The sequence below is a fragment of the Halosimplex carlsbadense 2-9-1 genome (assembly GCF_000337455.1).
In the GTDB taxonomy this organism is placed as follows: Archaea; Halobacteriota; Halobacteria; order Halobacteriales; family Haloarculaceae; genus Halosimplex; species Halosimplex carlsbadense.
Genome location: NZ_AOIU01000018.1, coordinates 43,803 through 70,067 on the forward strand (window position 1 = coordinate 43,803; position 26,265 = coordinate 70,067).

The 26,265-nt window shown below is 70.1% G+C and carries 27 protein-coding genes and 2 tRNA genes; 12 read left to right on the forward strand and 17 right to left on the reverse strand.

Annotated features, from left to right (window positions below):
* The first annotated feature begins 9 nt into the window (after nucleotides 1–9).
* The gene (locus C475_RS07770; protein WP_006883261.1) at nucleotides 10–1,917 is read left to right on the forward strand and encodes a flippase activity-associated protein Agl23; all 1,908 of its coding nucleotides are present in this window, start codon (nucleotides 10–12) and stop codon (nucleotides 1,915–1,917) included.
* Nucleotides 1,918–1,982: 65 nt separating this feature from the next.
* Here C475_RS07770 and C475_RS07775 read toward each other — a convergent pair whose 3' ends face one another.
* The 4 genes from C475_RS07775 to C475_RS07790 all read right to left on the reverse strand — a co-directional run bounded on the left by C475_RS07775 (nucleotide 1,983) and on the right by C475_RS07790 (nucleotide 6,941).
* Nucleotides 1,983–2,873: a ketopantoate reductase family protein gene (locus C475_RS07775; protein WP_006883262.1), complete on the reverse strand. Its 891-nt coding sequence runs from the start codon at nucleotides 2,871–2,873 to the stop codon at nucleotides 1,983–1,985.
* Nucleotides 2,874–2,880: 7 nt separating this feature from the next.
* A complete protein-coding gene (locus C475_RS07780) occupies nucleotides 2,881–3,174 on the reverse strand; it encodes a DUF7130 family rubredoxin-like protein (protein WP_049930283.1) in 294 nt (97 codons plus the stop codon).
* 73 nt (nucleotides 3,175–3,247) lie between these two features.
* A complete protein-coding gene (locus tag C475_RS07785) occupies nucleotides 3,248–6,592 on the reverse strand; it encodes a bacterio-opsin activator domain-containing protein (RefSeq protein ID WP_006883264.1) in 3,345 nt (1,114 codons plus the stop codon).
* A gap of 278 nt (nucleotides 6,593–6,870) precedes the next feature.
* A tRNA-Gly gene (locus C475_RS07790) sits at nucleotides 6,871–6,941 on the reverse strand.
* Nucleotides 6,942–7,114: 173 nt separating this feature from the next.
* On the opposite strand from C475_RS07790, the gene C475_RS07795 reads away from it, so the two are divergent.
* Nucleotides 7,115–7,948 (forward strand): NAD+ synthase, encoded by an 834-nt coding sequence (locus tag C475_RS07795; RefSeq protein WP_006883265.1) that lies wholly within the window; start codon nucleotides 7,115–7,117, stop codon nucleotides 7,946–7,948.
* A gap of 33 nt (nucleotides 7,949–7,981) precedes the next feature.
* Here C475_RS07795 and C475_RS07800 read toward each other — a convergent pair whose 3' ends face one another.
* Both C475_RS07800 and C475_RS07805 read right to left on the reverse strand, forming a co-directional pair.
* Nucleotides 7,982–8,692, reverse strand: a complete 711-nt coding sequence (locus C475_RS07800; protein ID WP_006883266.1) for a DUF3105 domain-containing protein — start codon at nucleotides 8,690–8,692, stop codon at nucleotides 7,982–7,984.
* Between the two features lie 113 nt (nucleotides 8,693–8,805).
* A complete protein-coding gene (locus C475_RS07805; protein ID WP_006883267.1) occupies nucleotides 8,806–9,486 on the reverse strand; it encodes an enoyl-CoA hydratase/isomerase family protein in 681 nt (226 codons plus the stop codon).
* A 129-nt stretch (nucleotides 9,487–9,615) separates the two neighbouring features.
* On the opposite strand from C475_RS07805, the gene C475_RS07810 reads away from it, so the two are divergent.
* Entirely contained in the window at nucleotides 9,616–10,374 is a 759-nt protein-coding gene (locus tag C475_RS07810; protein WP_006883268.1) for a DUF7114 family protein, read from the forward strand.
* 98 nt (nucleotides 10,375–10,472) lie between these two features.
* Nucleotides 10,473–10,544 (forward strand) — tRNA-Thr (locus C475_RS07815).
* A gap of 223 nt (nucleotides 10,545–10,767) precedes the next feature.
* Here C475_RS07815 and C475_RS07820 read toward each other — a convergent pair.
* On the reverse strand, nucleotides 10,768–11,130 hold the full coding sequence (locus C475_RS07820; RefSeq protein WP_006883269.1) for a hypothetical protein: 363 nt from the start codon (nucleotides 11,128–11,130) through the stop codon (nucleotides 10,768–10,770).
* A 389-nt stretch (nucleotides 11,131–11,519) separates the two neighbouring features.
* On the opposite strand from C475_RS07820, the gene C475_RS07825 reads away from it, so the two are divergent.
* Nucleotides 11,520–12,977 carry a sulfatase gene (locus C475_RS07825; RefSeq protein ID WP_006883270.1) on the forward strand — a complete coding sequence of 486 codons (1,458 nt, stop codon included), beginning with the start codon at nucleotides 11,520–11,522 and terminating at the stop codon, nucleotides 12,975–12,977.
* A gap of 33 nt (nucleotides 12,978–13,010) precedes the next feature.
* Here the strand turns inward: C475_RS07825 and C475_RS07830 are convergent, their stop codons facing one another.
* Nucleotides 13,011–13,730 (reverse strand): RraA family protein, encoded by a 720-nt coding sequence (locus C475_RS07830; RefSeq protein WP_006883271.1) that lies wholly within the window; start codon nucleotides 13,728–13,730, stop codon nucleotides 13,011–13,013.
* A gap of 114 nt (nucleotides 13,731–13,844) precedes the next feature.
* Nucleotides 13,845–14,771 (reverse strand): LLM class oxidoreductase, encoded by a 927-nt coding sequence (locus tag C475_RS07835; protein ID WP_006883272.1) that lies wholly within the window; start codon nucleotides 14,769–14,771, stop codon nucleotides 13,845–13,847.
* Nucleotides 14,772–14,894: 123 nt separating this feature from the next.
* Here C475_RS07835 and C475_RS07840 point away from each other — a divergent pair, with 123 nt between their 5' ends.
* Nucleotides 14,895–15,449, forward strand: a complete 555-nt coding sequence (locus C475_RS07840) for a hypothetical protein (protein WP_006883273.1) — start codon at nucleotides 14,895–14,897, stop codon at nucleotides 15,447–15,449.
* 42 nt (nucleotides 15,450–15,491) lie between these two features.
* On the opposite strand, the gene C475_RS24295 is transcribed toward C475_RS07840, so the two are convergent.
* The 5 genes from C475_RS24295 to C475_RS07860 form a co-directional block, all read right to left on the reverse strand.
* The gene (locus tag C475_RS24295; protein ID WP_193366304.1) at nucleotides 15,492–15,635 is read right to left on the reverse strand and encodes a hypothetical protein; all 144 of its coding nucleotides are present in this window, start codon (nucleotides 15,633–15,635) and stop codon (nucleotides 15,492–15,494) included.
* Between the two features lie 106 nt (nucleotides 15,636–15,741).
* The gene (locus tag C475_RS07845) at nucleotides 15,742–16,110 is read right to left on the reverse strand and encodes a Cdc6/Cdc18 family protein (RefSeq protein WP_006883274.1); all 369 of its coding nucleotides are present in this window, start codon (nucleotides 16,108–16,110) and stop codon (nucleotides 15,742–15,744) included.
* Between the two features lie 94 nt (nucleotides 16,111–16,204).
* Nucleotides 16,205–16,894, reverse strand: a complete 690-nt coding sequence (locus tag C475_RS07850; RefSeq protein ID WP_006883275.1) for a TIGR00266 family protein — start codon at nucleotides 16,892–16,894, stop codon at nucleotides 16,205–16,207.
* A gap of 63 nt (nucleotides 16,895–16,957) precedes the next feature.
* Entirely contained in the window at nucleotides 16,958–17,176 is a 219-nt protein-coding gene (locus tag C475_RS07855) for a hypothetical protein (RefSeq protein ID WP_006883276.1), read from the reverse strand.
* A 69-nt stretch (nucleotides 17,177–17,245) separates the two neighbouring features.
* Nucleotides 17,246–17,998, reverse strand: a complete 753-nt coding sequence (locus tag C475_RS07860) for a DUF429 domain-containing protein (protein WP_006883277.1) — start codon at nucleotides 17,996–17,998, stop codon at nucleotides 17,246–17,248.
* Nucleotides 17,999–18,162: 164 nt separating this feature from the next.
* On the opposite strand from C475_RS07860, the gene C475_RS07865 reads away from it, so the two are divergent.
* From C475_RS07865 to C475_RS07875, 3 genes are read left to right on the forward strand one after another with little or no spacing between them, the layout of a single operon-like run.
* Entirely contained in the window at nucleotides 18,163–18,357 is a 195-nt protein-coding gene (locus C475_RS07865; RefSeq protein WP_006883278.1) for a cold-shock protein, read from the forward strand.
* Nucleotides 18,357–18,551 (forward strand): cold-shock protein, encoded by a 195-nt coding sequence (locus C475_RS07870; RefSeq protein WP_006883279.1) that lies wholly within the window; start codon nucleotides 18,357–18,359, stop codon nucleotides 18,549–18,551. Before C475_RS07865 ends, C475_RS07870 begins: the two co-directional genes overlap by 1 nt.
* A gap of 2 nt (nucleotides 18,552–18,553) precedes the next feature.
* Nucleotides 18,554–18,748 carry a cold-shock protein gene (locus C475_RS07875; protein ID WP_006883280.1) on the forward strand — a complete coding sequence of 65 codons (195 nt, stop codon included), beginning with the start codon at nucleotides 18,554–18,556 and terminating at the stop codon, nucleotides 18,746–18,748.
* Between the two features lie 126 nt (nucleotides 18,749–18,874).
* Here the strand turns inward: C475_RS07875 and C475_RS07880 are convergent, their stop codons facing one another.
* The 3 genes from C475_RS07880 to katG all read right to left on the reverse strand — a co-directional run bounded on the left by C475_RS07880 (nucleotide 18,875) and on the right by katG (nucleotide 22,271).
* Complete coding sequence (locus tag C475_RS07880) at nucleotides 18,875–19,741, reverse strand: aldo/keto reductase (protein WP_006883281.1); 867 nt, start codon at nucleotides 19,739–19,741, stop codon at nucleotides 18,875–18,877.
* Nucleotides 19,742–19,839: 98 nt separating this feature from the next.
* Nucleotides 19,840–20,010 (reverse strand): hypothetical protein, encoded by a 171-nt coding sequence (locus C475_RS24300; protein WP_193366305.1) that lies wholly within the window; start codon nucleotides 20,008–20,010, stop codon nucleotides 19,840–19,842.
* Between the two features lie 101 nt (nucleotides 20,011–20,111).
* Nucleotides 20,112–22,271, reverse strand: a complete 2,160-nt coding sequence (gene katG, locus C475_RS07885) for a catalase/peroxidase HPI (protein WP_006883282.1) — start codon at nucleotides 22,269–22,271, stop codon at nucleotides 20,112–20,114.
* 217 nt (nucleotides 22,272–22,488) lie between these two features.
* Between katG and C475_RS07890 the strand changes: the two genes are divergently transcribed.
* The 3 genes from C475_RS07890 to otsB all read left to right on the forward strand — a co-directional run bounded on the left by C475_RS07890 (nucleotide 22,489) and on the right by otsB (nucleotide 26,237).
* Complete coding sequence (locus tag C475_RS07890; RefSeq protein WP_006883283.1) at nucleotides 22,489–23,790, forward strand: M48 family metallopeptidase; 1,302 nt, start codon at nucleotides 22,489–22,491, stop codon at nucleotides 23,788–23,790.
* Between the two features lie 103 nt (nucleotides 23,791–23,893).
* Complete coding sequence (locus tag C475_RS07895; RefSeq protein WP_006883284.1) at nucleotides 23,894–25,444, forward strand: alpha,alpha-trehalose-phosphate synthase (UDP-forming); 1,551 nt, start codon at nucleotides 23,894–23,896, stop codon at nucleotides 25,442–25,444.
* On the forward strand, nucleotides 25,431–26,237 hold the full coding sequence (gene otsB / locus C475_RS07900) for a trehalose-phosphatase (protein ID WP_006883285.1): 807 nt from the start codon (nucleotides 25,431–25,433) through the stop codon (nucleotides 26,235–26,237). Before C475_RS07895 ends, otsB begins: the two co-directional genes overlap by 14 nt.
* Nucleotides 26,238–26,265 lie beyond the last annotated feature (28 nt).

A 26,265-nucleotide genomic window follows, 5' to 3' on the forward strand; every position in this document is an offset into this window, starting at 1 on the left:
ACGGCGGACATGAGTCGTTCCGATTCCGAGTCCGACGCCGCCGGGTCAGGTGACACGGGGGAGTCCCCTGGGCCCGAGACCGGCGCCGACGGCGACTCGGTCGACCCCGCCCGCGAGCCCGCAGCGACCGACCGCGACCCCCCGGACCCCGCCGACTCGACCGGTCGATTCGACGGCATCGACCGGACGACCCGCTGGGTTCTCGCCGTCGTCGCCGGCGGCCTGCTCGCTCGCCTCGCCCTCCTCGGTGCGCGCGTCGCCCACTACGACGAGGGCCGCGTCGCCTGGTGGTCGAACTACTTCCTCGAGACCGGCCAGTTCGAGTACCGCTACATCATCCACGGGCCGCTCGTCCAGCACGTCAACAAGTTCCTCTTCGACGCGCTCGGCGCCAACGACTTCACGATGCGGCTGTTCGTGGCGCTGGTCGGTGCGTTCCTCCCACTGGCGGCGCTGCTCTTCCGTGAGCACCTCGACGGCGACGAGATCGTCGGGACCGCGTTCTTCCTCGCCTTCAGTCCGCTCCTGCTGTACTACTCTCGCTTTTTCCGGAGCACGCTGATCGCCGCGGCGTTCGCGTTCGTCGCCTTCGGCCTGCTCGTGCGCGCCTACGACGAGCGGTCGGTGTGGTACGTCTACGGGTCGGTCGCCTTCATCGCGCTGGCGTTCACCGCCAAGGAGAACGCCGCGGTGTACCTGCTCGTGTGGGTCGGCGCGAGCGCCCTGTTGCTCGACCAGGCGCTGTTCCGGACCGGCGGCGACCGCTCGGGCTTCGACTGGGCGCGCGAGCGCCTCGACGCCCGCACCCGGTCGCTCGGTGACTACGTCGCCGACTTCCTCTGGCACGGCGCGGTCGCGGTCGTCCTCTTCCTGGCGGTCACGCTGTACTTCTACGCCCCGCGGTCGCCCGACGCGGCCGCGGTGGGCTTCTGGCAGGCGGTCACCAACCCGACGCTGTTCCCCGACCTGTTCGACCGGACGCTCGACGACGTGGTCGAGGGGTACAGCTACTGGTTCGGCGGGACGACCGACGCCGGCTGTCGGCAGGACAACATCATCGACGCCTACCTCTGTTTCCTCGGCCAGGAGGTCCACGCGATCGCCCAGTCGGCGCTCGCGCTGACGATGATGGCGGTCGTCGGCTTCCTCGCCGAGCGGTGGGGCCGCGTCCGCTCCCGGGCCGTCGTCCTCTTCTGTGCCTACTGGGGCTTCGTCTCCATCATCGGCTACCCGCTCGGGACCGACATCGCCAACGCGTGGATCGCCGTCAACGCGCTCGTCCCGCTGGCGATCCCCGCCGGCGTCGGCATCGCGCTGGTCGTCGACCGCGCCCGCGACTCGGTCCACACCGGTTCGGTCAGGTTCGGCGTCACCGCGTTCGCCCTCCTGCTGATCGCCGGCTACATGGCCGGTTCGGCGGGCTGGTACGTCTACATGAACGACACCACCGAGGACAACGAACTCGTCCAGTACGCCCAGCCGGCGGACGACTTCCGCCCCTCGATGGCCGTGCTGCAGGACCACGCGGCCGACCACGAGGGAGTCGACGTGTTGTTCGTCGGGAGCAGCTACGTCCGCGACAGCCCGCGGGACGGCGGGATCGAACCGCTCTGTTCCAGCATCAGCGAGACGCTCCCGCTGCAGTGGTACGTCGACGCCTACGGCGCCGAGGGCGACTGCATCCAGGACGAGGAGACCGCAGTCCAGCAACTCCAGAACGGCGAGGTCGACCCGCTGGTCGTCATCGCGCCGAACTCCCTGGAGGGTGACCTGGCGCCCGCGATGGACGGGTACGACTCCGATGTCTACCGCCTGCGCCACTACGGCAGCGAGACCGTCTTCTTCAGCGACCGCACGCCCGACCGACCGAACGGCAACGCCGCCCTCGAACCGCGTGCGCTCGCCGTCGGCGACTGAGCGGTCGCGAACTCACGTTTCGCCGCGCCGTCGCAGTCCGAACCCCCACCGCACTCCTCGCCCCCCTATCGCAACCCGCGCTCGCGTTCCCACCCTCGAATCAGCGCCGCCAGCGTCTCGTTGACGGGCACTGCCGCGTCGGCGCGGTCGACGACTGCGCCGCTGATCGCGTCGATCTCCGTCCGCTCGCCGGCCTCGACGTCCTGTAGCATCGACGACCGATTGGCGCTCGTCGCCGTCGCCACCCGTTCGACCGCGCCGACGGCCGCGTCGTCGGACAGCTCGATCCCCCGCTCGCGGGCGACTCGCGCGACTTCCGCCGCCGCGCGGCGCGCCGGTTCGCCCGCCGCCCCGTCGACCAGCGCGCCGTTCTCGACGCGTGCCAGCGCGGTCACGGCGTTGATCCCCGCGTTGACCGCCAGCTTCTCCCAGCACCGTCGCGGCATATCCGCGGCGACGGTCGTCTCGATATCCGCGGCGCGCAGGGCCGCGCCGACCGACTCGGCGACCGCCGACTCCCCGCCGTCGGGCGGCCCGAGCGCCACGTCGCCGCGACCGGTACAGTCGACGGTCCCCGGTTCGGTCAGCCGCGCGCCGTACGTGGAGGTGCCCGCGAGTACCTCCGCGTCGAGCGCGCTCGCCAGCGTCCGCTCGTTGTCCAGGCCGTTCTGGACCGAGAGGACCGCGTCCGGGTCCGCCGCGTCGAGCGCCGCGGCCGCGGCCGGTGTGTCGAAGGCCTTGACGGCGACGAGTGCGAGGTCGAACCGCTCGGCGGGCACCGCAGTCGTCGCCGCCGGCTCGACGTGCGCCGTGTACTCACCGGTGACTCGGAGCCCCTCGGCGCGGACCCGTTCGACGTGCGGGTCGCGTCCGACCAGCGTCACGTCGTGGGCGCGCGCGAGCAGCCCGCCGAGGAGGCTCCCGAGGCTGCCGGCGCCGAAGACGAGGACGCGCACGCCCGGCTCAGTCCTCGGTCCAGTAGTAGATGCTCTCGCGCTCGGCGCCGCAGGCCGGGCAGGTCTCGGGGATCGCCTCGATGTCGCCCATCTCGCCGCAGTCCCAGCAGCGCCACATCAGCTCTGCCTCGCCGCTGTCGGCGGTCGTCGCGAGGTGCTGGCCCATCCCGGCGATCCCGTCCTCGGTCGTCACGTAGAAGCCGTGTTCGTCGAACCCGCGGACGGTCCCCAGTCGGTTCCCCTCGTCGTCGAAGACCGCCTGGCCGAAACCCAGGTCGGTCTCCTCGTCTACGTCGCTCATACGTGAACCGACGCCCGACCGGCGCATAAATGTGGGTGTCGACAGCGACCCGCTCCTGTCCCGAACGCCGCCCTCACCGTCCGGAGTGTGGGTCGAACAGCTCGTCGAACACCTTCCGCTGGGCGGCGCGGAGGTGCTGGTGGTAGGTGGGGCGAGAGATGTCCATCGAGCCGGCCAGGTCGTCGCCGTCCACGTCGCGGGGCCACTCGAAGAAGCCGCCGAGGTAGGCGGTGCGGATGGCGGTCTCCTGGCGGTCGGTGAACCGGTCGGTGACGGCCTCGCGGAACTCCTGGCGGGTCCGGACGGGGCGCTCGTGCTCGTGGTACCCCACCAGATCGGTGCCGCGGTAGCGGTCGGAGACGAGTTCGAACACCTCCCGCGCTTCGGCCTCGTAGGGGAGTTCGATCGTGTAGCGGACGAGCCCGTCCTCGGCGACGACCGACCGGGTGACCGCGCCGTGGTCGGCCAGCAACTCGACCAGCGAGTCGTCGACGACCGCCTCGAACAGCACGTCGCCGTCGTGGTCGGCGATGACGCTCGACGCCTCGACGCCGTCGGCGCCCGCGAGCGTGGCCTCGATGTCCTCGGCGTCGGCGCCGCTGGCGGTGACGTACAGCCGGATACTCCCGTCGGCCTCGTGGACCGAGCCCGTGAGTTCGTAGGTCGCCTCGGTCTGTGCGGAGAGGCGGTTGAACAGGAGGTCGGCGTCACGGACGGTGAACTCCAGTTCGACGACCCGGTCCGTCGAGAGGATCCGCCCGCTCTCGATGGCGTTGACGGCGTTTGCGACGGCTCGCCCGAGCGCGTCGATGACGACCTGCTCGCGGTCGGCGACGGCGTCGAGTGCGGGCGCGTAGACGCAGAGGACGCCGTAACTGGCGTCCTTGTAGGTGAGCGGGACGGCGATCATCGACCCGAGGCCGGCCTCGTGGGCGGCCGCGTGGACGCTGCCCTCGGGCGCGTCGGCGAGGTCGCCCACGATGTGGATGGTCTCGTCGTCGAGCGCGAGCGCGGCGGGGTCGGCTGCGTCGCGAGCGGCCGAGCGGTCCAGCGACAGGTCCGCGACGGCGTCGGCGAGGTCGGGTACGTCGCCAGCCCAGGCGGTGGCCTCGATACGCTCGGCGGCCAGGTCGGGCTGGCCGATCCAGGCGAACGCGTATGGGTCGGTCACGACGAGCTGCTCGACGACACCGGCTTCGAGCTCCGCCCGGGTCCCGGCCTGGACGAGCACCTCGACGGTGTTCTGGATGAGGCCGTTGATCCGGTCGACGAGCGTGTCGACCCGCTGGCGGGCCTCGCGGACCTCCTGTTCGCGCTTGGCGCGGTTGGCGGCGGCGGCGGCGCTGGTCGCCAGCAGCTGCACGGCCTGCCGGTCCGTGTTCGAGAAGGCGTCGACCGTCTCGGCGCCGATGCTGATGGTGCCGTGGACGCCCATCGGGATGTGCAGCGCCGAGCGGACGATGTCGTGGGGGTAGTCGTCGTCGAGAGTCGCGGTGTCGGAGACGACGACCATCTCGCCGTCGACGAACGCGCGGCCGGGCCCGCCCTCGTCCACGTCGTAGGTCGGGGTCAGGACGCCCCGGTCGGCGACCGCGTCGGTCGTCCCCGCGGGTTCGAGCCGGTCGGTCTCCCGGTCGAACAGGCGGACGGTGTTCAGCTCGAACCCGAGCACGTCCCGGATCGCCTGGGCGGCCATCTCGGCGACCTCCTCCCGGTCGCGGGCCTGCATGAGCGACCGCGAGGAGGTGACCAGCTCCGAGAGCATCTCCCGATGGGCCTTCTGCTCGGTCACGTCGCGGACGACGCCGACGACGCCGCGGGCCGCGCCCTCGTCGCCGGTCAGGGCCGTCAGGCTGTCCTCGCAGGGCACCGGCGGGCCGCGCTCGCGCTGGACGACCGACTCGACGGTCCGCTCGGTCGCCTCGCCCGCGAGCAGTGCGTCGACGGCCGCTCCCGTCGCGTCGTCGTCCTTGACGACCGAGACGTGTTCGCCGACGAGGTCGTCGGCGTCGTAGCCGGTGATCCGACACATCCCGGGGTTGACGAACGTGAACCGGCCCTCGTCGTCGAGCGCGTAGACGCCGTCGTCGACCGAGCGGACGATGGTCTCGTAGCGGCCCAGGTCCCGCTCGCGGTCGCGCCGTTCGAGCTCGTAGCTGACCCACTCGATGAGCAGTTCGATGAACGTCTCCTCGGCGTCGGTAAAGGGCGCGTCGCGGGCGTCGGTGGCGCCGAAACAGAGGGTCCCGTACAGCTCGCCGCCGACCAGCAGTTTCCCGCCGAGGTAACACTCGACGTCGTGGTGCTCGTAGGCCGGGTCGTCGTCCCACCCCTCCGCGGCGGCGTGTTCGAGCGCGAGCAGCCCGTCGGTATCGACGGTCCGCCGGCAGTAGCTCTCCGCGACGGGCTGGGTGGTCCCGGGCTCGACGTCCGCCTGCCCGTGGGCGGCGACGACCGTCTGGGTGTCGCCGTCGATCCTGGTCATGTACCCCAGCGGCAGGTCGAGTCGCTCGCAGCCGACCGCCAGCGCCCGCTCCAGCTTCTCGTCGAACGACCGGTCCCGCGAGGAGGCCAGCCGCTGGAGGTCCCGCAGCGCCCGCTCGTTGCGCTCCAGCTCCGCTTTCGTCCGCTTCTGCTCGGTCACGTCGCTGACGTACACCGACAACCCGTCCGTGGCGGGGAAGACCGACACGTCCAGCCAGCGGTCCTCCGGCTCGTATCGCGCCTCGAACGTCCGGACCTCCTGGGTCGCGAGCGCCTCGCGGTACTTCCGCTCGAAGACGCTCCCCTCGATCTCCGGGAGCGCCTCCCAGACGATCTCGCCCACGGCGGCGTCGGCCGGCTCGCCCAGCGCCTCGGCCGCCGGGCCGTTCAGATAGGTGATCCGCCAGTCGTCGTCGATCCCCATGACCGCGGCGTCGACGCGTTCGAGGACCCGCTCGGCGTTCGCTCCGGGCGGCGTCGCCCGGAGCGAGTCCGCGCCGTCGCCGCTCCGCTCCGTCGCCGCTCGTTCCCCGCTCCCGTCCGCCGCCGTGGGACCGCCCGCGAGCCCGTCCGCTCCGTCCGCCAGTAGCCGCTCGATCCGCCGCGCCAGGACGGTCCCGTCGCCGTCGCCCGCGCGCACGAAGTCGGCGACACCGGCGTCGAAGGCCGCGCCCGGCCCGAGACGCCCGTCGCCGACGAGTACGACCGGGGTCCCGTCCGGACCGCCCGCCCGTTCCACGAGGGTCGCGAGCCCGTCGGCCGTCGCCGGACCGACCCAGACGACGCAGTCGGCGCCGTCCGGGTCGACCGCGGTCGGGTCCGCCGCGGTCGTCGTGTCGACGGTCGGCCCCTCGACCGCCGCGAGGTCGTCGGCGACCGCCCGGGCGGCGCTGTCCGGCCGACCGACTACCAGAACCTCGTCACGTGCAGCCATTGGAGCGGTCTTTCGTTCGAAACGGCTTAAACCCAAGTGTCGGGGAAGTGGACGTGATCCGTTGTCGAGCGCGGGTACGACCGCTGGGACGGATCATCCGGTGAAAAACGTGGTCGCATGCGCCGTCCGGGAATTGAACCACGCCGAGACGGTCCTGCTCGGTCGCTTCGCTCCCTGTGCGGGCTGCGACTCGTCTACTTCAACTCCCGTGACCGCAGACGCCCGGAGCAGTGGGCGGCGCGATGAAACGCGCCGCTCGCCGTTCGCTCCGGGAAAACTGCGCCGTCCGGGAATTGAACCCGGGCTATTAGCTTGGGAAGCTAATGTCCTACCACTGGACCAACGGCGCTCACGTCGTTCGCCCCGCGGCTCGCAGTCCGGGGGACTGCTCACCAACGGCGCTCCCTTCGCCCGAAAGTGGCAGTCCCGATCACTTGAACGTAGCGCTTCGGTCGAGTGGACGGACGGTCACCGATCCGCGCCGACACGAGGGTATTAGTCGCACTCGTACAAACAATTGGTATGGCTACGACAGAGGAACTCGTTCGAGCGACGAACCAGCTCGACATGTCCCTCTCGACCGAAGAGCTCGACGCGCATCGCGAACACATCACCGACTTCATCGCGGCGCAGTACGAGGCTGCCGGCGCCGACCGCGTGGTGATGGGCCTCTCCGGCGGGATCGACAGCACGCTCACCTCGCATCTGGCCGTCGAGGCCGTGGGCGCCGAGAACGTCCACGCGCTGGTGATGCCCAGCGAGGTCAACCGCGAGTCGAACATGAGCGACGCCGAGCGAGTGGCGAGCGAACTGCTCGACGTGGAGTACGACGTGGTGGAGATCACGCCCATCGCCGACGCCTTCCTCGACGCCTTCCCCGACGCCGACGAGGACCGGATGGCGACCGGCAATCTCTACGTCCGTATTCGGGCGGTGCTGAACTACCTCGTGGCTAACACCGAGGGCGGGCTGGTGGTCGGGACGGGCAACCGGACGGAGGCGCTGGTGGGCTACTTCACGAAGTACGGCGACGGCGCCGTGGACTGTCACCCGATCGCGAACCTCTACAAACAGCAGGTCCGACAGCTCGCCCGTCACGTCGGCGTGCCCGACGACCTGGCCGGGAAGGAGGCCAGCGCCGGCATGTGGGTCGACCAGACCGACGAGGGCGAACTCGGGATGGACTACGACACGCTCGATTCGATCCTCGCGCTGCACGTCGACGGCCCGCTGTCGGTCTCGGCGACGGCAGACCACATCGGCGTGGATGCGGAGACGATCGAGCGGGTCCGCGGGCTCTACGAGGGGAGCGAGCACAAGCGTGCGGCGCCGCCGGGGCCCGAACCGCTGTACTAACTCGGGAAGAACGGTCTCTTTTCGGGTCGAGCGCTACCGCACCGGGTTCTCGGGGCCGCGACCGAGGTACTCGGCGGTGAACGCGCGGACCATCGAGTCGTCGTACTCGTCCATCGTCAGCCGCTTGGTCCACGCGGTGAGGACGTACGCCGACTCGGGGTCCTCGTTCGGGTGCGGGACGGCGATGAAGCTCCGCCAGTTGTCGCTCTGGTTGGTCGCCCAGCCGCGGAGGTTCTCCTCGGCTTCGGGGGTCAGCGCTTCGGAGTCGTAGTAGACCACGACGGCGCCGTGTTCGAGAGAGTGGACGAGCGACTCCAGGGGCACCTGGTCGGTGTAGAAGCCGGCGGTCTCCCACGTACCGCCCCAGTGAGCGCCGCTGGTCGGCGGGACGCGCTCGTAGCCGATCTCGGTCCCCTGTTCGCGGTGGTCGAGGCCGTTCGACTCCTCGGTCTGGACCTGCGAGACGACCGACTGATCGCCGCTGTCGGGCAGGCCGCTCGCGGCGGCGGTCCCACCTGACCCGCCCATGAGGAAGGTGACGTAGACGACCAGTCCGCCCGCGACCGCGAGCAGTCCGACGAGGACGGCGGGGCCGACCCGGAAGCCGCCGTCGTCGTCGGGGTCGCGCTCGGCGACTCGCCGTCTGTCGATCGATCCCAGTTCCCCCTCGTGGTCGGCGGCGAGGTGGTCGAGGTAGGCGTCCTCGCCGTCGAACGTCGCCCCGCAGTAGTCGCAGTCCGGCATTAGCCTCCTATGAGTGGTCAGCGCTTTCGAAGGTTTCGGTTGTAACAGTAGCGCGCGCGTTCCTACTCGACTGCCGCCGGGCCGTCGTTCGACCGCCGGTCGCCGCGACTCGCCTACCGCTCGAAGTCGGCGTGCAGGTCGGCGAACGCCTCGGCCTCGCGGCGCTCCCGGTCGGCGCGGTCGCCGTCGTCGCGCAGGCGTTCCTTGATCGCGCGGAGCGCCGCCGGGTCGTTGGCGGCGATCTCCTCGGCGACCGCCCGCGGGTCGTCGACGACGCGGGAGACGAGTCCCATCCGGTTGGCCTCGTCGGCGTCGAGGACCCGACCCGAAAGCGCGACGTCCATCGCGTCGCCGAGGCCGACGACCTCCGGCAGTCGGACGGTCCCGCCCCAGGCGCCAAGGAGACCGATGGCAGCGCCGGATTCGGCGAACGTCCCCGCGGGCGTCGCGACGCGCACGTCGCAGGCCAGCGCGAGTTCGACGCCGCCGCCGCGGGCCGCGCCGTCGACCCCCGCGACGACGACCGACCCGCTCTCGGCGACGGTCCGCGCGACGCGCTGGCCGCGGCGAGCGAACGCTTCGGCGGCCTCGCGGTCGGGGAGGTCGACGACCGCGTCGAGGTCGGCGCCGGCGCAGAAGGCCGAGCCGGCGCCGCGGAGGAGGACGACGGGCGCGTCGGCGCCGTCGACGGCGGATTCGAGGTCGTCGAGGGCGGCCGGCGTGAGCGCGTTGCGGCGGTCGGGTCGGTCGAACGTGAGGAGGCACACGTCGCCGTCGGTGTCGCTTTCGATCACGGGCGGGCCTCCGTCCCGGTGGCGGATCGCTCCGTGGCCGACGGATCCGCCGTCGCAGGCGTCACCATGGGTGTTCGTCCGTAAGTCGTTTCCAAAGGTCTTTGCCCTTCCCACCGCTAGCTGACGCCAATGGAGGAAGCCGCGGCGGTCCGCGGGGCCGCGCTGGAGGCCGTGGGCGACGTCGAGCCCGACCGCCTCCGCGAGCGGATCCGTGAACGCCTCGAAGACGGGTCGATGGCACCGGGCGTACTGACGGTGTTGAGCGCCCGCGCAGTCGCTGGCGGGGCGACGGACGCCCGGTCGACCGACACCGACGCCGTCGCCGACCGCGGGGCCGGCGTGCAACTCATTTACGAGGGACTACGCCTCACCCGCTCGCTCTCCCGGGACCCGCCGTGGGAGCGCGAAGACGAACTGACCGACGGTATCCCCGAGAGCGAAGCGAGCGGGGGCTCGTCGGGGAGCGACCAGCGGGAACGGACCGACGGTGGCGACGTGGCGGTGACCGACGCCGTTGCGTCCGGTCCGACCGCGAGAGCCGACGCCGACGACGCGGACATGGACATCCTCGTCGCCGACGTGATGGTCGCCCGCGGGTTCTACCTGCTCGCCCGAACGGAGGCCGCCGGCGAAGCCGTCGCCGTCGTTCGCTCGTTCGGCGGCGACCAGACCCGCCGTCGGACCACCGGCGACGACCGCCTCGACGCCAATCTCGAGGGCGACGTGTTCGAACTCGCCGCCGTCGCGGGCACCACCGCCGCCGGCGGGTCGGTCACCGAGTCCCTGCGGAGCCACGTCGGGGCGCTCGGCCGCACGGACGGTCGGCTCCCCCTCGCGGAGTCGCTGTTCTCCGACGGGACGCCGGCGGCGCTCGCCGAACGGATCTGAGCGGCCGCCGCGCCGTCCCCGACTGACCGTGTGGCTCGCCCGCACAGCGGGGGTGAGATCGAAACGCCTAAAGACGAATCGCGGCAACTCGGAAACGCGCCTGGGTAGCTTAGAGGTAAAGCGCGTCCTTGGTAAGGACGAGAGCCCGGGTTCAAATCCCGGCCTAGGCTCTCCCTGTTTCTCTCGAACCAACACCGATATCTTCGCGTGCCTCGATCCGCGAGTCCCGGCTACACCTAGCGCTCGCTGTCGGGATCGGCGTCGAACGGGTCGTTCGAGCGGTTTCTCTGTCGACTCTACAGGACCGTGGGGACCGGTTTCGGTGTCGTTCGAACCTGAGAGTGCCGCGGCTGTCGGCCGGTGAGACGGAACGCGGAGAAGGGTGCCAGCGGCTCAGGCTGTCGCTTCGAGACAGCGCTCGTGGACGGTTTCGCCGTCTTCGTTGGGTGAACGGACCTGGCCGGCAACGATGGGTTCGCCGCAGGCCGCACAGCGGAGGTGGTCGCTCTCGCTCTCGTCGGTCTCGGCGTCGTCGCTCTCCGTCGCGTCGATCTCGAACTCCTCGGCGAGCGGTTCGGTCACGCTACTGTCGTCGCTCGTCGCGCTGTAGCCGAGCGCGACGGCGCCGACGCCCGCGAGGGCGCCGCGGAGGCGTTTCCCCTTCCGGAGCGACCAGAGCGCGGCCGCGCCGAGGCCGGCGGCGAGAACCAGGCGTGCGATACGGCCGTTGCCGTCGTCCGACTGCGTCGAGTCCATACGTTCACAACGCACTCCGCCCCCTTGTACCCGCCGCCTCTCACCCGCGGCGAACGGGCGACGGCTCACCGGCGCGGCGCTCGACTGCGGCTCTTCGATCCCACGGCTCACACGCTGGAGCGTCTGACTCACGTGATCGCCGTTCGACAGCTCCGGACGGGCCGTATCACCGACTGGGGGCCATAGATCGCGGCGACGGGTACCCACGTAAGCCGGTCTTACCCGACACGGCGGCTGCGCGGGCTCGATCGGGAGCGCGCGGCGGACTCGAACCGGCCACCGGTAAGCCGTCGGTACCGAACGCGAGCCGCTGGGGCGACGAAACGGTGCCAACCCGTGGGAGTAAGCGGCCAATTGCTATCGGTGTCCCCCGACAAGTCCGGGCGACAATGGCCGCACAGCCGAACGTCGTCGTCGTCGTGGCCGATACCACGCGAGTCGACGACGCGTACGACTCGCAGGTCGCGCCGACCCTCGCAGAGCTCGCAACGTCGGGGACCAGGGCCACGCAGGCCGTCTCGGCGGCCCCGTGGACGCTCCCCTCCCACGCCTCGCTGCTGACCGGCACGCCGCCCTCGGAACACGGGGCCCACGCCGACCACGAGCGTCTCGACGACCGACTGCCCGTCCTGCCCGAACCGTTCCGCGCCGCCGGCTACGAGACCGTCTGCGTCTCCAACAACACCTGGCTCAGCGCCGAGTCGGGCTTCGACCGCGGCTTCGAGGAGTTCCGTCAGATGTGGCAACTCGTCCAGTCCGACAACGCGCTCTCTGAACTCGTCGACGAGACCGAACGGAACCGCGCCCGGCTCGTCGCTCGGAAACTGTTCGACGGGAACCCTCTCGTCAACGCGGCCAACACGCTGTACCGGCAGTTCGTCCGCGACCGCTCGGACGACGGCGCCGAGCGGTCCACCTCGTGGATCGCCGACTGGTTCGCAGACCGCTCGCGCGAGGACCCCTTCTTCCTGCTGATCAACTACCTCGAACCGCACCTGGAGTACCGACCGCCCCGCGAGACGACGGAACGGCACCTCCCCGAGGGCGCCACTTACGAGGAGGCGATGGACGTACCCCAGAAGCCCTGGGAGTTCATGGCCGGCGATCTGGACCTCTCGGAGCGCGACCTCGGACTCCTCCGGGCGCTGTATCGGGGCGAGATCACCTACTTCGACGAGCAGCTGGCCGCGCTCCGGACCGCCCTGCAGGCCGCCGGCGAGTGGGAGGACACGCTCCTGGTCGTCACCGCCGACCACGGGGAGAACGTCGGCGACCACGGCATGATGGACCACCAGTACTGCCTCTACGACACGCTCGTTCGGGTCCCGCTCGTGCTCCACGGCGGCGCGTTCACCGGCGGGTCGGACCTGACGGACCTCGTGAGCCTGCTGGACCTGCCGCCGACGCTGCTGGACGCCGCCGGTATCGACGCCCCCGAGGCTCGCGAGCGGTTCCACGGCACGTCCTTTCACCCCGACGCCGACGTCCCGGCCCGGGAGTTCGTCGTCAGCGAGTACGTGGCGCCCCAGCCGTCGATGGCCGCCCTGGAGCGCAACCTGGGTCGGGTGCCCGACCATCTCCGGACCTACGACCGGTCGCTCCGGGCCATCCGGACCGACGACCACAAGCTCGTCCGCGGCTCCGACGGCACCGAACGGCTGTACGACCTCGACGCCGACCCGGGCGAGACGAGCGACGTGGCCGACGCGCGCCCCGACCGCGTCGCCGACCTGACCGACGCGCTCGACGACTGGCTCGACTCCGTCGACGCCGCGGGCGACCGCGAATCCGTCTCCATCGGCGCCGAGCGCAAGGCGCGGCTCGAACAGCTTGGATACTTGCAGTAGCGGTCCCGGGAAGGCGCTTCTCGGGCCTGCGGTTCAGAGCGTCCCGTAGCGGTCCCACACATCGTAGACGCTGTCGCCGTCGCGGATGTCCGAGCGGACGTTGTTTTCCTGTTCGAGCTCCTCCTCACCGCGTTCGAGCACCTCGTCGACGATGTCGGGGTCGATGACCGCGATCGACTGGTAGTCGGCGAAGATCACGTCGCCCGGCGCGATGGTCACGTCGTGGACCTCGACGGGCACGTCCCATTCACGAAAACTGACGCGACCGAACGACTCGATGGCGCTGTGACCGTCCGACCAGACGGGGAACTCGTGTTGCTCGATCATCGTCGAGTCCCGCGTCGGGCCGTCGATGAGCGCGCCCGTGGCGCCGTTCTCCTGGACGATCGTACTCAGGAGCTCGCCCCACAGCCCGACCTCGGTGTCTTTGGGCGCGGCCATGACGACGAAGTCGCCCTCGTCGGTGGCCTCGAGATACTGGAAGAAGTCGATGTCCTCGGCGTCGCGGTCGTCCTCGACGGCCTCGTCTTCGCCGTCGTCGTCGTCCTCGGGATCCCACTCGCCCTCGGCGTACCCGATATCGACGCGCTGGGCGGTGTGTGCGGTCCCGACCGTCGGTTCTTTCGACCAGACGGGGCGGATGCGGGTGCCGGGGATGACGTTGTCGTCGATACCCATCTCGTCGGTGATGTCGTTGATCAGGGCGCTGTGGAGGTTCTCCAACCGGTCGCGCTTCTCGGGTGTGAGCGTCATGGCGGTTCTATCCCAGGGACTCGATACGCGGGAAAAAGCGTGTCCGTAGCGGCAGACTGGACCGGAGCAGCCGGGATTCCAGCCGGAGGGCTCCTGGGACGGTGGCCCGCTCGCTCAGAGGCCGGCCAGCACCCCGTCGGCGAACTGGTCGAGCACCGCCCGCACGTCCCGGTCGGGATCGGTCTGGCGGACGTTCACCATGACGTGGTCGACGCCCGCGTCGCGCAGGTCCCGGACGTGCTCGACCAGCCAGTCGGTCCCGGCGGCGTACCCCTGGTGGATGCGCTCCGGTCCGGCGGTCGGGTCCTCGGCGAGCGCGACGTGGAGCACCTGCACGTACGGTTTCTCGCCCGCGACCGCTCGCCAGTCGTCGACCTGCTCGGCCACGTCCTCGGCGGTGCGCTGGTAGTACACCCAGCCGTCGCCGCGCTCGCCGATCCACGACAGCGACTGGCCCGCGTGGCCGGTCACCAGCAGCGGGAGCGTCTCGGTCGTCGGCTTCGGCAGGAGATCCATCGACCCGTCGAGGCTCCCGAACGGCGTTTCGATCTCGGGGTACTCCTCGGCCCAGACCGTTCGTAGCGTCCGGACGGACTCGCGGAACAGTTCGTCGGTCCCCTCCTCGTCGACGCCGAAGGCGGCGTACTCGGGCGGGCGGTCGCCGCTGGCGACGCCGAGGACGAGCCGCCCGTCAGAGAGGCGGTCGACCGACGCCGCGGCCTTCGCGACGTGCAACGGGTGGCGCAGCGGCAGGACGATACTCCCCGTCGCCAGCGCCACGTCGTCGGTGTTGGCGGCGACGTGCGAGAGGAACACCCAGGGGTCGTACACCTGCCCGGCGTCGTCGAACCGCGGCCAGAACAGCGGCACGTCGCGAAACCACAGCGCGTCGAAACCCAGGTCTTCGGCGTAGGCGGCGAGGTCGGTCTGCTCTCCCAGCGGCGGGATCGGCCCGTCGGCCGTCGTGATCGGGAAGAACAGGCCGACGGAGAAGTCGTCGCCGAACATCCGGCGATACCCGCGGTTCGCGTGGTCGGTCATCGCTCGCCGGTTGGGTCGACTCCGTGGAGAAGTTCCCGGTCTCGGTCTCGACGCGCGAGCGACTCGCGGCCACCCTGGCGATGCCGGCCGGTAGCTCTTGCACGGCCGCGTCCGAACCCCAGTGTGACCCGCTCCGACCGGGAAACCGCCGCTGACACGTCCACATCGTCGCCGATATCGACCGCCGTCGCGCTCGCGCTCGCCGCGTCGCTCGCCTGGGCGGGGGTCGCCGCCGCCGGCTTCGCGGGCCCCGGTGAGCCGCCCGCCGACGGCGCCGACTCGGACGCGGCCTCTCCCACTCCGCGAGTCCCGAACGAGAGCGAGACGCCGCGGGCGAACGGGACGGACGCGGTCGCCCTCGACGTGCAGGAGATCCGAAACTGCGGCGACCGCTGTCGCCGGGTGACGGCAAACGTCACGAACAACGGGACCGAGACGCTCCGGAACGTCACCGCGCAGACGCGGATCTACGCGAGCGACAGCCGGATCTGGGGCCGAAACTACAGCTTCGGGAACCTCTCGGCGAACGCGTCGGCCGAGCGGACCGCCAGGATCGAGCTCTCGCTGCCCGAACTGCTCCGCGTCGCTCGAAACGACGGCCGCGTCCGCATCAAGACGACCGTCCGGTGGGACGGCGGAAACGCGACGTTCACCGAACGGCGCCGCGTACTCGACTGATCGGGGTTCGTCGCCCGGGACACACGGTCACCGGGTCGCGCCCTACAGGCCCACGAGGTCGTCGAGTTCGACGTCGTCGACGCGACTGCCGCAGGCCGAACACTCGCTGACGTTCGTCGGCGCCGGACCGCCTTCCATATGCACTACGCCACAGTCCGTACACACTTCGAGTTCTGCCTGGAGCATACACCGGAGGGAGTCCGCTCGGGGACACATGGGCTTTGTGCCGGTCGGCAGTCGGGAGTCAGCCGGCTCGGAGTCGGTCAGGCGGAGCGGTCCCTTCGAGCGGCGGTCAGGAGTCGAACGATTCGATCCGGTCGGCCAGCCCGGCGGTGCGGTCGTCGTCGGCGAGCGCCGCGCGGATCGCGTCGGCGGGGGGAACCAGCCGATAGTTCGGCCGCCCCTTGCCGGTGGCGGAGGTGTCGTCGCGCACGCCCTCGACGACGCCGTCGGCTTCGAGTTCGTTCAGCGTCCGGGCCACCTCGGCCTCGGCGACCGTGCCGAGTACGTCGCCGTCGACGGCGTCCATCGCATCGTTGCACGCCCGTCGAATCTCGCCGGCGTGGGCCGGCGTCTCGTCGCGCACGGACAGTTCGACCACGCCGGCCACCACGACGCGCGACGCCAGCGACTCCGAATCGAGCTCGGCTCGTTCGCTCATGGCAGTCCGTTCGAACGGACCTGTCATAACGATTGTGTGAGATCTGGCGGCTCTCGTCCGGTCGCGCGCATGGCTCGCCTGCCCGCGAGCGCGTTCAGTTCGTCGTCGTTGTCGTGTTGCGCTGGGGTATCTTCGGGATGAGCCACGAGAGGAACGCGTCGGGGCTGCGGGTCTGGGTCCAGACGGTCCCCTCGCCGGAGAACTCGCAGACCAGCCCCTCGCCGCTGAACAGGGTCGATTTCAGCCCGCCGACCTTCCGCACGTCGAACGAGAGGCTCTCCTCGAAGGCGACGATGTGGCCCGTGTCGACGACGAACGACTCGTCGCTCGTCACCTCGTGTTCGTCGATGGCGCCGTAGCTCGACAGGAAGGCTGGGCCCGTTCCCTCCAGCCGCAGCAGAAAGAGACCCTCGCCGCCGAAAAACGTCTTCGCGCCGCCGAACTCGGTGTCCACCTCGACCGTCGGGTCCGAGGCCAGGAACGACGACGACTGGACGTACAGCGTCTCCTCGTCGAGGTCGTGGTGTTGCACGTCGCCCGACAGGGCCGGTGCCAGCTGGATCTGTCCGCCGTCGGGCGCCGAGAAGGTGTTCATGAAGAACGATTCGCCGCCGAACAGCGACCGCGAAATGGACTTGAAGATGCCGCCCTCGGCGTTAGTCTCCACGTCGACCGACGGGGACTTGCTCACCATCGCGCCCGCTTCGGACCGGACGGATTCGCCCGGTCCGAGGTCGAGGGTCAACTGTGCGTACGAGGGCCTGTGGGAGATCTCGTGCTCCATACTCCTCCCGTTGACTCGCCGATACGATATCTCTGTTGGCGGCCCCGTAGGTTTCTCGGCGGCTCAGTTCAGCGCCTCGACCACGTCGGTGAGGTCCTCGGCGCCGCCGACGGGGCCGTTGACGAACAGGCCGTGGCCGATGAGCGCGACGGCGACGAGCCCGGCCGCGAACACCGACGTGGTCGCCGCAACCAGCGTGAGCGCCGCCACCGCGGCGCCCGCGCCCATGCTTGCGACTACCCCGAGCAAGAGCAGGTCGTAGTACTGCCAGGTGTAGTCCATACGACAGATTTGCACGGCGGTTGGAAAAGCGATCGGGACGCCATCCCGGGCGCGACGCGTTGTTCCCCCTCACTCCGCTACGAGCGGGGCGTCGGCCCGGTAGGTGATAGCCATCGGGAGCCCGGCGGCGTCGGTCGGCGGGTCCGCGGGAAGCGTCCGCAGCTCTCCGTCGCCCGGGGCGGCGGTGTAGGCCAGCGCGACCGCGTCGAGCACGTCGGCGACGGCGACTTCGTACCCTTCGGTGGCCGCGGCGGCGGCCTGGACGACGGGCGGCGCGTCGCGGTCGTGCTGCGCGAGCGTCCGCATCCGCTCGGCGTAGCCCGCGGCGTAGGCCGTGTCGTGTTCGAGCGGCTCGCCCGCGAACGCGCGAAAGCAGACCTCCGGGTGCGAAGCCGCGAACGCCGCCCGGGCCTCGGGGACGTTCTGGAGGAGCTCGTCGACGGCGACGATCCCGTCACTCATCGCGAACGCCCGCTCGGAGATGCCCCGGCCGGCCTTGCGCTCGTTGACGCGCTGGGCGGCGGGGTAGCGCCGTTTGCGCGTCGCCTCCCTGACCGGCGGGGTGACGACCGCTCCGCTCATCGCACCCAGCACGCGCCGCGCGAGGTCGTCACAGCGGCGGCCCTCCTCGCCTTCCTCGACGAGTCCGACCGGTACGTCCACGAGGACGCGGTCGGCGCGTTCCTCGTAGCGAACCCACAGGTCCCCGACCTCGTCGAAGACCGCGGCGTGGTCGAACCCCGAGCGGTCGAACGCCACCGCGAACCACGACGACTCCGACCGGGTGGCGCCGACGGACAGCGGTTCGGCGACATCGCTCATCACACGAACCTGCGTGCCCCCGGACTAAAACCCCTCGCCCGCGCCCTTCCGACGGCCGATAGCGGCGGGCTGTCAGCCGTCGAGAACCTCTCACGAACGCGACGTGTCGTGGTAACGACTCTCTCGGAAGTCCTATACGTCCCCCGCTCATCTCTATGTTTGCAATGGCATCCGGTAAGGTTGATTTCTTCAACGACACGGGCGGTTACGGTTTCATCGAGACTGAGGACGCTGACGACGACGTTTTCTTCCACATGGAGGACGTGGGCGGTCCGGACCTCGAAGAGGGACAGGAAGTGGAGTTCGACATTGAGCAGGCCGACAAGGGCCCGCGAGCGACCAACCTGGAGCGCCTCTAATGGCCTCCGGTAAAGTCGACTTCTTCAACGACACTGGCGGCTACGGCTTCATCGACGCCGAGGACGAGGACGACGACGTGTTCTTCCACATGGAAGACGTCGGCGGCCCCGACCTCGAAGAGGGTCAGGAAGTCGAGTTCGACATCGAGCAGGCCGACAAGGGTCCGCGAGCGACCAACCTGGAGCGCCTGTAACAATGGCGAAAGGTAAGGTCGACTTCTTCAACGACACTGGCGGCTACGGCTTCATCGACGCCGAGGACGAGGACGAGGACGTGTTCTTCCACATGGAAGACATCGGCGGCCCCGACCTCGAAGAAGGCGAGGAAGTGGAGTTCGACATCGAGCAGGCCGACAAGGGCCCGCGCGCGTCGAACCTCACCCGACTGTAAGTCGCTGACTCCGACTACGGCGTCAGCGACGGGCTGACTCCGAATTCTACCACTCTCACACCGACGAGCGACGGCGCCGTCGCTCGCGGTGTCCGTCGAAAACGGGAAAACCGACCAGCGACGCCGCTACTGCGGGTCGATGCCGTTCAGCGTCGCCATGTCCTCGTCGGTCAACTCGACCTGCGAGGCGGCGACGTTCGATTCGAGGTGGTCGACGCTGGAGGTGCCCGGGATCGGCAGGGTCACGTCCGAGTGGTGGAGCAGCCACGCGAGCGCGACTTGCCGGCGGGACGCATCGTGGGCCTCGCCGACTTCGTCGAGGACGCCGCCGACCCCGTCGTCGTCGACGGTGTACAGCGGTCCCCAGGGGATGAAGCCCACGTCGTACTCCTCGCAGGCGGCGAGTACGTCCTCGTCGCCGCGGTAGGCGACGTTGTACTGGTTCTGGACCGTCGCGATGTCGACGATGTCGCGGGCCAGATCCAGCTGCTCGACGGAGACGTTCGACAGGCCGACGTGGTCGATCTGGCCGGCGTCTTTCATCTCGGCGAAGGCGTGGACGGAGTCCTCGAAGTCCGTGTCGGGGTCCGGGCGGTGGAACTGATACAGATCGATGGAGTCGACGCCCAGCCGATCGAGGCTCGCGAGGACCTGGTTGTGGAGGAACTGCGGGTCGCCGTGCGTCGGCCACTCGCCCTCGCGGTGGCGCAGGAGGCCGGCCTTCGAGGCGACCACCGGGTCGGCGTCGACCTCGGCCAGCGCCTCGTTCAGGATGCGCTCGCTGACCCCCGGGCCGTAGGAGTCGGCCGTGTCGACGAAGTCGACGCCAAGTTCGGTCGCGCGGTGGACGACCTCCCGGGCCGCTTGCTCGTCGTCCGGTCGGCCGATGATATCCTCGCCTGTCAGGCGCATCGCACCGAAACCCAGCCGGTGGACGGTCAACTCCCCGCCGATGTCGAACGTGTCGCTCTCGTTGTGTACGTCGTCAGTCATACCAGTCCGTTCTGAGGCGTCCGTCCACTAAGGGGTGGGGAAGGCGGAAGGACACGTGGGGTTCGAACCGCCCGTGGCCGGTTGTGCTCCCTCGGTGGTCACTGCAGTTTCTCGCGTGCGACGAACACCGTCTTCAGCTTTCGACCGCAACCGGGACAGCACAACCACTGCCGGTTCGTCGGGTCCGGGTCCGCTATCCTCTCGCTGCGAATCGCCTCGGTGCGGGGCACCGACCGCTCGCAGGTCTCGCAGTGGAGCGTGTCGCTCACGATCGGCGGTACGCGAGCGAGCGCAAAATCGCATCGGACCGGGCGACGGCGGAGAAAACTGGAGCGAAAACCCCGCGGCAGTCAGTCCGTTCGGCGCGGCGTCACTCCAGGTCGAAGCGGTCGGCGCGCATGACCGCGCTCCAGGCGTCGACGAAGTCTTCGACGAGCTCCTCCTCGCCGTCCTCGGAGCCGTACACCTCGGAAACCGCGCGCAGCCGGGAGTTCGACCCGAAGACGAGGTCGAAGCGGGTCCCCTCCCACTCCAGCTCGCCCGTGTCGCGGTCGCGGCCCTCGTAGACCTGGTCGAGGCCGTCGGCGGGCTCCCACTTGGTGCCCATGTCGAGCAGGTTCTCGAAGAAGTCGTTGGTCAGCGTGCCGGGCTCGTCGGTGAACACGCCCAGGTTCGAGTCGTCGTAGGTCGCGCCCAGCGCGCGCATGCCGCCGACCAGCGCCGTCATCTCTTCGACGGTCAGGTCCAGCAGGTCGGCCTTGTCGACCAGCAGCTCCTCGGCCGGGCGGTCGACGCCGTCGCCGATGTAGTTGCGGAATCCGTCGGCCTTCGGCTTGAGCGCCTCGAAGGAGTCGACGTCGGTCTGCTGGGCCGTCGCGTCCACTCGGCCGGGTTCGAACGGTACGTCCACGTCGTAGCCGGCGTCGGCGGCGGCCTGCTCGACGGCCGCGTTGCCACCCAGCACGATGAGGTCAGCCAGCGAGACGCGCGTGTCGTCGTCGCGGTCGTTGAACTCGGCCTGGATCGACTCGTAGGTCTCGAGCGCCGTCTCCAGCTGCTCGGGCTCGTTGACCGCCCAGCTCCGCTGGGGTTCGAGGCGGACGCGGGCGCCGTTGGCGCCGCCGCGCTTGTCGCTATCGCGGTAGGTCGACGCCGAGGCCCAGGCGGTCTTGACGAGCTGGGACCGCGACAGGTCGCTGTCGAGGATCTCGGCCTCGAGCTCGGCGACCTGCTCGTCGTCGACCAGTTCGTAGTCCCGATCCGGCAGCGGGTCCTGCCAGATCTTCGTCTCGTCGGGGACCTCCGGCCCGAGGAGCCGCTCGGGCGGGCCCATGTCGCGGTGCGTCAGCTTGTACCACGCTTCCGCGAAGGCCATCCCGAACTCCATCGGGCTCTCCTGGAAGTCCTCCATGATCTCGCGGTAGTCGGGATCGCGCTTGAGCGCGATGTCCGTCGTGAGCATCATGGGAGTGACCTCCTCGTCGGGGTCCGAGGCGTCCGGGGCCGACTCGACGCCCTCGCCCTCCTTGGGCGTCCACTGCCAGGCGCCGCCGGGGCCTTTCTCCGGTTCCCACTCGTAGTCGAGGAGGTTGTCGACGTAGCCCATGTCCCACCAGGTCGGGTCCTGGGTCCACGGGCCCTCGATACCGCTGGTGATCATCTCGCCGCCCTTCGTGCCGTCGGTCTGCCACCCCAGCCCCATGTTCTCGATGGGGGCGGCTTCGGGCTCCGGTTCGTGGTGCTCGTCGGGGTCGTCGGCGCCGTGGACCTTTCCGAAGGTGTGGCCGCCGGCGATCAGCGCGGCCGTCTGCCTGTCGTCCATCGCCATCCGGGAGAACGTCTGGCGGATGTTCTTCGCGGAGGCCATCGGGTCGGGCTGGCCTTTCGGCCCCTCGGGATTCACGTAGATGAGCCCCATGACGGAGGCGCCCAGGCCCTCCTGGATCTCGCCGGCCTCCTCGAAGCGGTCGTCGGCCTCCCACTCCTGTTCGGGGCCCCAGTCGACGGACTCGTCGGGTTCGAAGTCGTCCTCGCGGCCGCCGCCGAAGCCGAACGTCTTGAAGCCCATCGACTCGATGGCGACGTTGCCCGCCAGGACGATCAGGTCGGCCCACGAGAGGTTACGGCCGTACTTCTGCTTGACCGGCTGGAGCAGGCGCCGCGCCTTGTCGAGGTTCGCGTTGTCGGGCCAGCTGTTGAGCGGGGCGAACCGCTGTTGGCCGCCGGCCGCGCCGCCGCGACCGTCGTACGAGCGGTACGTGCCGGCGCTGTGCCACGCCATCCGGATCATGAACGGCCCGTAGTGACCGTAGTCGGCCGGCCACCAGTCCTCGGAGGTCGTGATGACCTCCTCGATGTCCGATTTCACCTCGTCGAGGTCGAGTTCCTGAAACGCCTCCGCGTAGTCGAAGTCGTCCCCGTAGGGCCCGCTGTCGCGGGCGTTCTGGTCGAGGATGCTCAGATCGAGCGTGTTCGGCCACCAGTCACGGTTGCGCTTCCGTGTCTGCGGGTTCGGCTCCTTGTTGCTCATTAGTCATTGTTCTAGTCGTGTTGTTGTTGCATAAGGCTTCCTTTGGATAGGAGCAACCCACTCCTGTCACCAGAATCGGAACCTGACGCGAACGACTCGCTCACCCCATCGAACGGTCGGAATTCGCGACCCGGCTGCAACGCCGTCGAGCCGGTCGCGGCGTGTCGGCGCGGTCGGCAGCGAGGGGATTTAATGGGACGGTTCCGTAGCGAGTCACATGCTCGCATTTCACGTCGCCTTCCTCGCCCTGCTGGTCGGGACGGAGGCGTTTTTCACCTGGCTGGCGGCGCTGAACGTCCGCTACGGCGCCGAGGCGGTCACCCGCGAAGCCGAGTGGTTCGACGACCGGCTCGACGTCGACGACACCGACGAGCTGCTGGGCTACCAGCGCGCGACGACCGGCGCCTCACAGCTGGAGGCGTGGATCGGCCTCGCGCTACTCTTGGTCGTCCTCTACGCCGGGCTGCTGGCCGACGCCGTCGCCGCCGTCGAGTCGCTGGGGCTCGGCACCGTGCCCTCGGGCGTCGTCTTCTTCCTCGGCGTCGTCGTCGCCCTCCAGATCACCTCGATCCCTTTCGATCTGTTCGACACGTTCGTCGTCGAGGAGATCTTCGGATTCAACGAGCAGTCGCCGCGGCTGTGGCTCCGGGACAAACTCGTCGGGCTCGCAGTCGCGCTGGTGTTCACCGCGGCCATCGCCGCGGCGGTGCTGTGGGTCGTCGAGTCGTTCCAGAACCTGTGGTGGCTGGGTGCCTGGGCGCTGTTCGTCGCGTTCTCGCTCTCGATGATGGTGGTCTACCCCCGGGTGATCGCACCGCTGTTCAACGATTTCGAGCCCGTCGAAGAGGGCGAGTTGCACGACGCCGTCACCGATGTGTTCGACCGCGCGGGCTTCGAGTGCTCGCAGATCTACGTGATGGACGCCAGCCGGCGCAGCGGCCACTCCAACGCCTACTTCGTCGGCTTCGGCGCGACCAAGCGCGTCGTGCTGTTCGACACGCTGGTCGAGCAGATGGAGACCGACGAGCTCCAGGGAGTGCTGGCCCACGAACTCGCCCACTGGAAGAAGGCTCACATCTGGAAGCGCGTCGGGAGTTCGGCCCTCCAGATGGGGGTTCTCCTGTTCGTCGCCTACCAGCTCGTGACGGGGCCGTGGCTGTACGACATGTTCGGCCTGGCGACCGGCGCGGGCAAACCCGTCTACGCCGGGCTCCTGCTGGCCGCGCTCGTCTTACAGCCGCTCTCTCGACTCACGAGCCCGATCGAGAACCGGCTTTCGCTGGCCCACGAGCGCGAGGCCGACGCCTTCGCCGTCGAAGTGATGGGCGACGGCGAACCGATGGTCGGCGCGCTCACTCGCCTCGCCAGCGAGAACCTCTCGAACCCCTTCCCCCACCCCCTCTACGAGACGTTCCACTACACCCACCCCCCGATCCCCGAGCGGGTGCGGAACATCCGTCGTCGGGCCGACGCGGCAGCGAGCGACGCCGACGATACCTCCGCCGCAAAGGCCGACTAGAGAACGCCTACCACCCTCCCGGACCCGGAGACGACGGGTCGTCCACCCGCAGGTGCAAGCCGCGGCCATACCCCCCTGGCGGGGGAAGGTCGGATAGCTCGACATGCCGAACACACACCTGCGTGCGGACCGGGTCGAAGCCGACTTCGACCGGCTCCTGTCGGCGGCGGGCGACGGGCTCGTCGTCGCTTCGAACCGACAACCGTACAGACACGACTACGGCGACGACGGCGAGGTGACGGTCGACCGGCCGGCCGGGGGGCTGACCGCCGGCCTCGACGAGGTCATGCGTCGCGTCGACGGCACCTGGATCGCCTGGGGTGACGGCGAGGCCGACGCCGCGGTCGTCGACGGCGACGACACCGTCGCGGTCCCGCCCGACGGCGACGCCGGCGGGACCTACACCCTCCGTCGGCTGTGGCTCGACGGGGACGAGGTTCAGGGGTACTACTACGAGCTGTCCAACCAGGTGCTGTGGCCGCTGTGTCACGCCGCGCTGGCCACCGTCGAGAGCTGCGGCGACGCCTGGGCGGACTACCGCCGGGTCAACGAGCAGTTCGCCGACGCGATGGCCGCCGCCGCGACCGACGCCGACGGTGACCCGCTCGTCTGGCTCCACGACTACCACCTCGCGCTCGCGCCTCGACAGCTCCGCGAGCGGGCCGGCGCCGGCCCCACGCTCGCCCACACCTGGCACATCCCCTGGCCCAGCTGGGACACGTTCCGGGCCTGTCCGAACCGCGACGCGCTCCTCGACGGCCTGCTCGGCAACGACCTGCTCGTCTTCCACGTCCCGCGCTACTGCGAGAACTTCCTGCGAAGCGCCGACCGCGGGCTCGACGGGGCGGCCGTCGACGTCGACGCCGGAACCGTCGAGTACCGCGGCCGGACCACGACCGTCAGGGCCGCGCCGATGGGCGTCCCGGCCGACCGCATCCGCGAGCAGGCCGGAAGCGCGGAGGCGGCCGGCTTCCGCGCGGCCTTCCGGAAAAACCGCGGCATCGACCGCGACACCCGGCTCGCCGTCGGCGTCGACCGCCTCGACTACACCAAGGGCGTCGTCCAGCGACTCGACGCCTTCGAGCGGCTGTTCGCCGACAACCCACGGTACCGCGGCGAACTCACGTTCGTCCAGATCGGCACCGAGAGCCGCTCGGCCATCCCCGCCTACGCCGACTACCAGGAGCGCGTCGAGGCGGCCGTCGACCGGGTCAACGACCGCTTCGCGACCGACGACTGGCGCCCCGTCGTCTACACGACGGACATGATCTCCAACGAGGGCCTGGCGGGGCTGTACCGCGAGGCCGACCTGGGGGTCGTCAGCCCCGTCCGCGACGGGATGAACCTCGTCGCCCAGGAGTACGTCGCCGCGGGGGCCGACGACCCGGGCGTGCTCGTCCTCAGCGACCAGGCCGGCGTCCACGACACCCTCGGCGAGTGGGCCGTCTCCGTCCGCCCTCACGACACGAACGGCTTCGCCGCCGCGCTCGACGACGCGCTGTCGATGCCCGAGCGCGAGCGCCGCCGTCGCGCCAACGCGCTGGCCGACGGGATCGAGGACGACGACCTCGATTCGTGGCTCGCTGACGTGCTCAGCGCGGTCGCCGGCGTCGCCAGCGCCGACGGGGGTGTGCCCACCCGTGCAGACCACTGACGCGCTGCCGCTGTGGCTCGCCCGCGAGACCGTCGCCGACCGCCTGGCCACCGCGCCGGGCGTCGTCTGCTGCCTCGACTTCGACGGGGTGCTCGCACCCATCGTCGACGACCCCGACGCCGCCGCCATGCCCCCGGCGCTCCGCGAGCGCGTCGTCGCCCTCCGCGACCGCGACTCCGTCCGCGTCGCCGTCGTCAGCGGCCGGGAACTGGCCGACCTGCGCGACCGCATCGCCGTCGACGGGATCGCCTACGCCGGCAACCACGGCCTCGAACGCCGGGTCGACGACCGGCGCTCGGTCGCGCCCGACGCCCGCGAGAGCCGCGACGCCGTCTCGCGGGTCTGCGACCGCCTCGGCGACCGCCTCGCGCACGTCCCCGGCGTCGAGATCGAGGACAAGGGGCTGACCGCGACGGTCCACGTCCGCGGGGTGCCCGACGACCGGACCCCCGAAGTCGAGCGCGTCGTCCGGGACACTGTCGAGGAGACGACCGCTGACGGCCCCGCCATGGAGATCCGCGACGGCAAGGCCATCCGCGAGGTCCGCCCCGCCGTCGAGTGGGACAAGGGCCGCGCCGTCGAGCAGTTGGCCGAGGCGGCGCCCGACGGCTGGCTCCCCCTCTACGTCGGCGACGACGTGACCGACGAGGACGCGTTCGAAGCCCTGCGCGAGCGTGGCGACGGGCTCGGCGTCCTCGTCGGCGAACGCGAGACCGCCGCGGACTATCGGATCGAACGCCAGCGCGACGTGCGGGAGTTGCTCGACCTGGTTGTCGACGCGCAGGGGCAGTGACCGCCGTCGCGCTCCCGCGCCAACAGTA

Excerpts from the sequence above, each read along its gene's own strand:
- C475_RS07870 (WP_006883279.1), top strand. The coding sequence starts at position 18,357 with ATGGCCTCCGGTAAAGTCGACTTCTTCAACGACACTGGCGGCTACGGC.
- C475_RS07795 (WP_006883265.1), top strand. The coding sequence starts at position 7,115 with ATGGCTACGACAGAGGAACTCGTTCGAGCGACGAACCAGCTCGACATG.
- C475_RS07800 (WP_006883266.1), bottom strand. The coding sequence starts at position 8,692 with ATGCCGGACTGCGACTACTGCGGGGCGACGTTCGACGGCGAGGACGCC.
- C475_RS07865 (WP_006883278.1), top strand. The coding sequence starts at position 18,163 with ATGGCATCCGGTAAGGTTGATTTCTTCAACGACACGGGCGGTTACGGT.
- C475_RS07785 (WP_006883264.1), bottom strand. The coding sequence starts at position 6,592 with ATGGCTGCACGTGACGAGGTTCTGGTAGTCGGTCGGCCGGACAGCGCC.
- C475_RS24295 (WP_193366304.1), bottom strand. The coding sequence starts at position 15,635 with ATGCTCCAGGCAGAACTCGAAGTGTGTACGGACTGTGGCGTAGTGCAT.
- C475_RS07895 (WP_006883284.1), top strand. The coding sequence starts at position 23,894 with ATGCCGAACACACACCTGCGTGCGGACCGGGTCGAAGCCGACTTCGAC.
- C475_RS07825 (WP_006883270.1), top strand. The coding sequence starts at position 11,520 with ATGGCCGCACAGCCGAACGTCGTCGTCGTCGTGGCCGATACCACGCGA.
- C475_RS07830 (WP_006883271.1), bottom strand. The coding sequence starts at position 13,730 with ATGACGCTCACACCCGAGAAGCGCGACCGGTTGGAGAACCTCCACAGC.
- C475_RS07850 (WP_006883275.1), bottom strand. The coding sequence starts at position 16,894 with ATGGAGCACGAGATCTCCCACAGGCCCTCGTACGCACAGTTGACCCTC.
- C475_RS07810 (WP_006883268.1), top strand. The coding sequence starts at position 9,616 with ATGGAGGAAGCCGCGGCGGTCCGCGGGGCCGCGCTGGAGGCCGTGGGC.
- C475_RS07875 (WP_006883280.1), top strand. The coding sequence starts at position 18,554 with ATGGCGAAAGGTAAGGTCGACTTCTTCAACGACACTGGCGGCTACGGC.
- C475_RS07845 (WP_006883274.1), bottom strand. The coding sequence starts at position 16,110 with ATGAGCGAACGAGCCGAGCTCGATTCGGAGTCGCTGGCGTCGCGCGTC.
- C475_RS07860 (WP_006883277.1), bottom strand. The coding sequence starts at position 17,998 with ATGAGCGATGTCGCCGAACCGCTGTCCGTCGGCGCCACCCGGTCGGAG.
- katG (WP_006883282.1), bottom strand. The coding sequence starts at position 22,271 with ATGAGCAACAAGGAGCCGAACCCGCAGACACGGAAGCGCAACCGTGAC.
- C475_RS07880 (WP_006883281.1), bottom strand. The coding sequence starts at position 19,741 with ATGACTGACGACGTACACAACGAGAGCGACACGTTCGACATCGGCGGG.
- C475_RS07780 (WP_049930283.1), bottom strand. The coding sequence starts at position 3,174 with ATGAGCGACGTAGACGAGGAGACCGACCTGGGTTTCGGCCAGGCGGTC.
- C475_RS07770 (WP_006883261.1), top strand. The coding sequence starts at position 10 with ATGAGTCGTTCCGATTCCGAGTCCGACGCCGCCGGGTCAGGTGACACG.
- C475_RS07820 (WP_006883269.1), bottom strand. The coding sequence starts at position 11,130 with ATGGACTCGACGCAGTCGGACGACGGCAACGGCCGTATCGCACGCCTG.
- C475_RS07855 (WP_006883276.1), bottom strand. The coding sequence starts at position 17,176 with ATGGACTACACCTGGCAGTACTACGACCTGCTCTTGCTCGGGGTAGTC.
- C475_RS07890 (WP_006883283.1), top strand. The coding sequence starts at position 22,489 with ATGCTCGCATTTCACGTCGCCTTCCTCGCCCTGCTGGTCGGGACGGAG.
- C475_RS07835 (WP_006883272.1), bottom strand. The coding sequence starts at position 14,771 with ATGACCGACCACGCGAACCGCGGGTATCGCCGGATGTTCGGCGACGAC.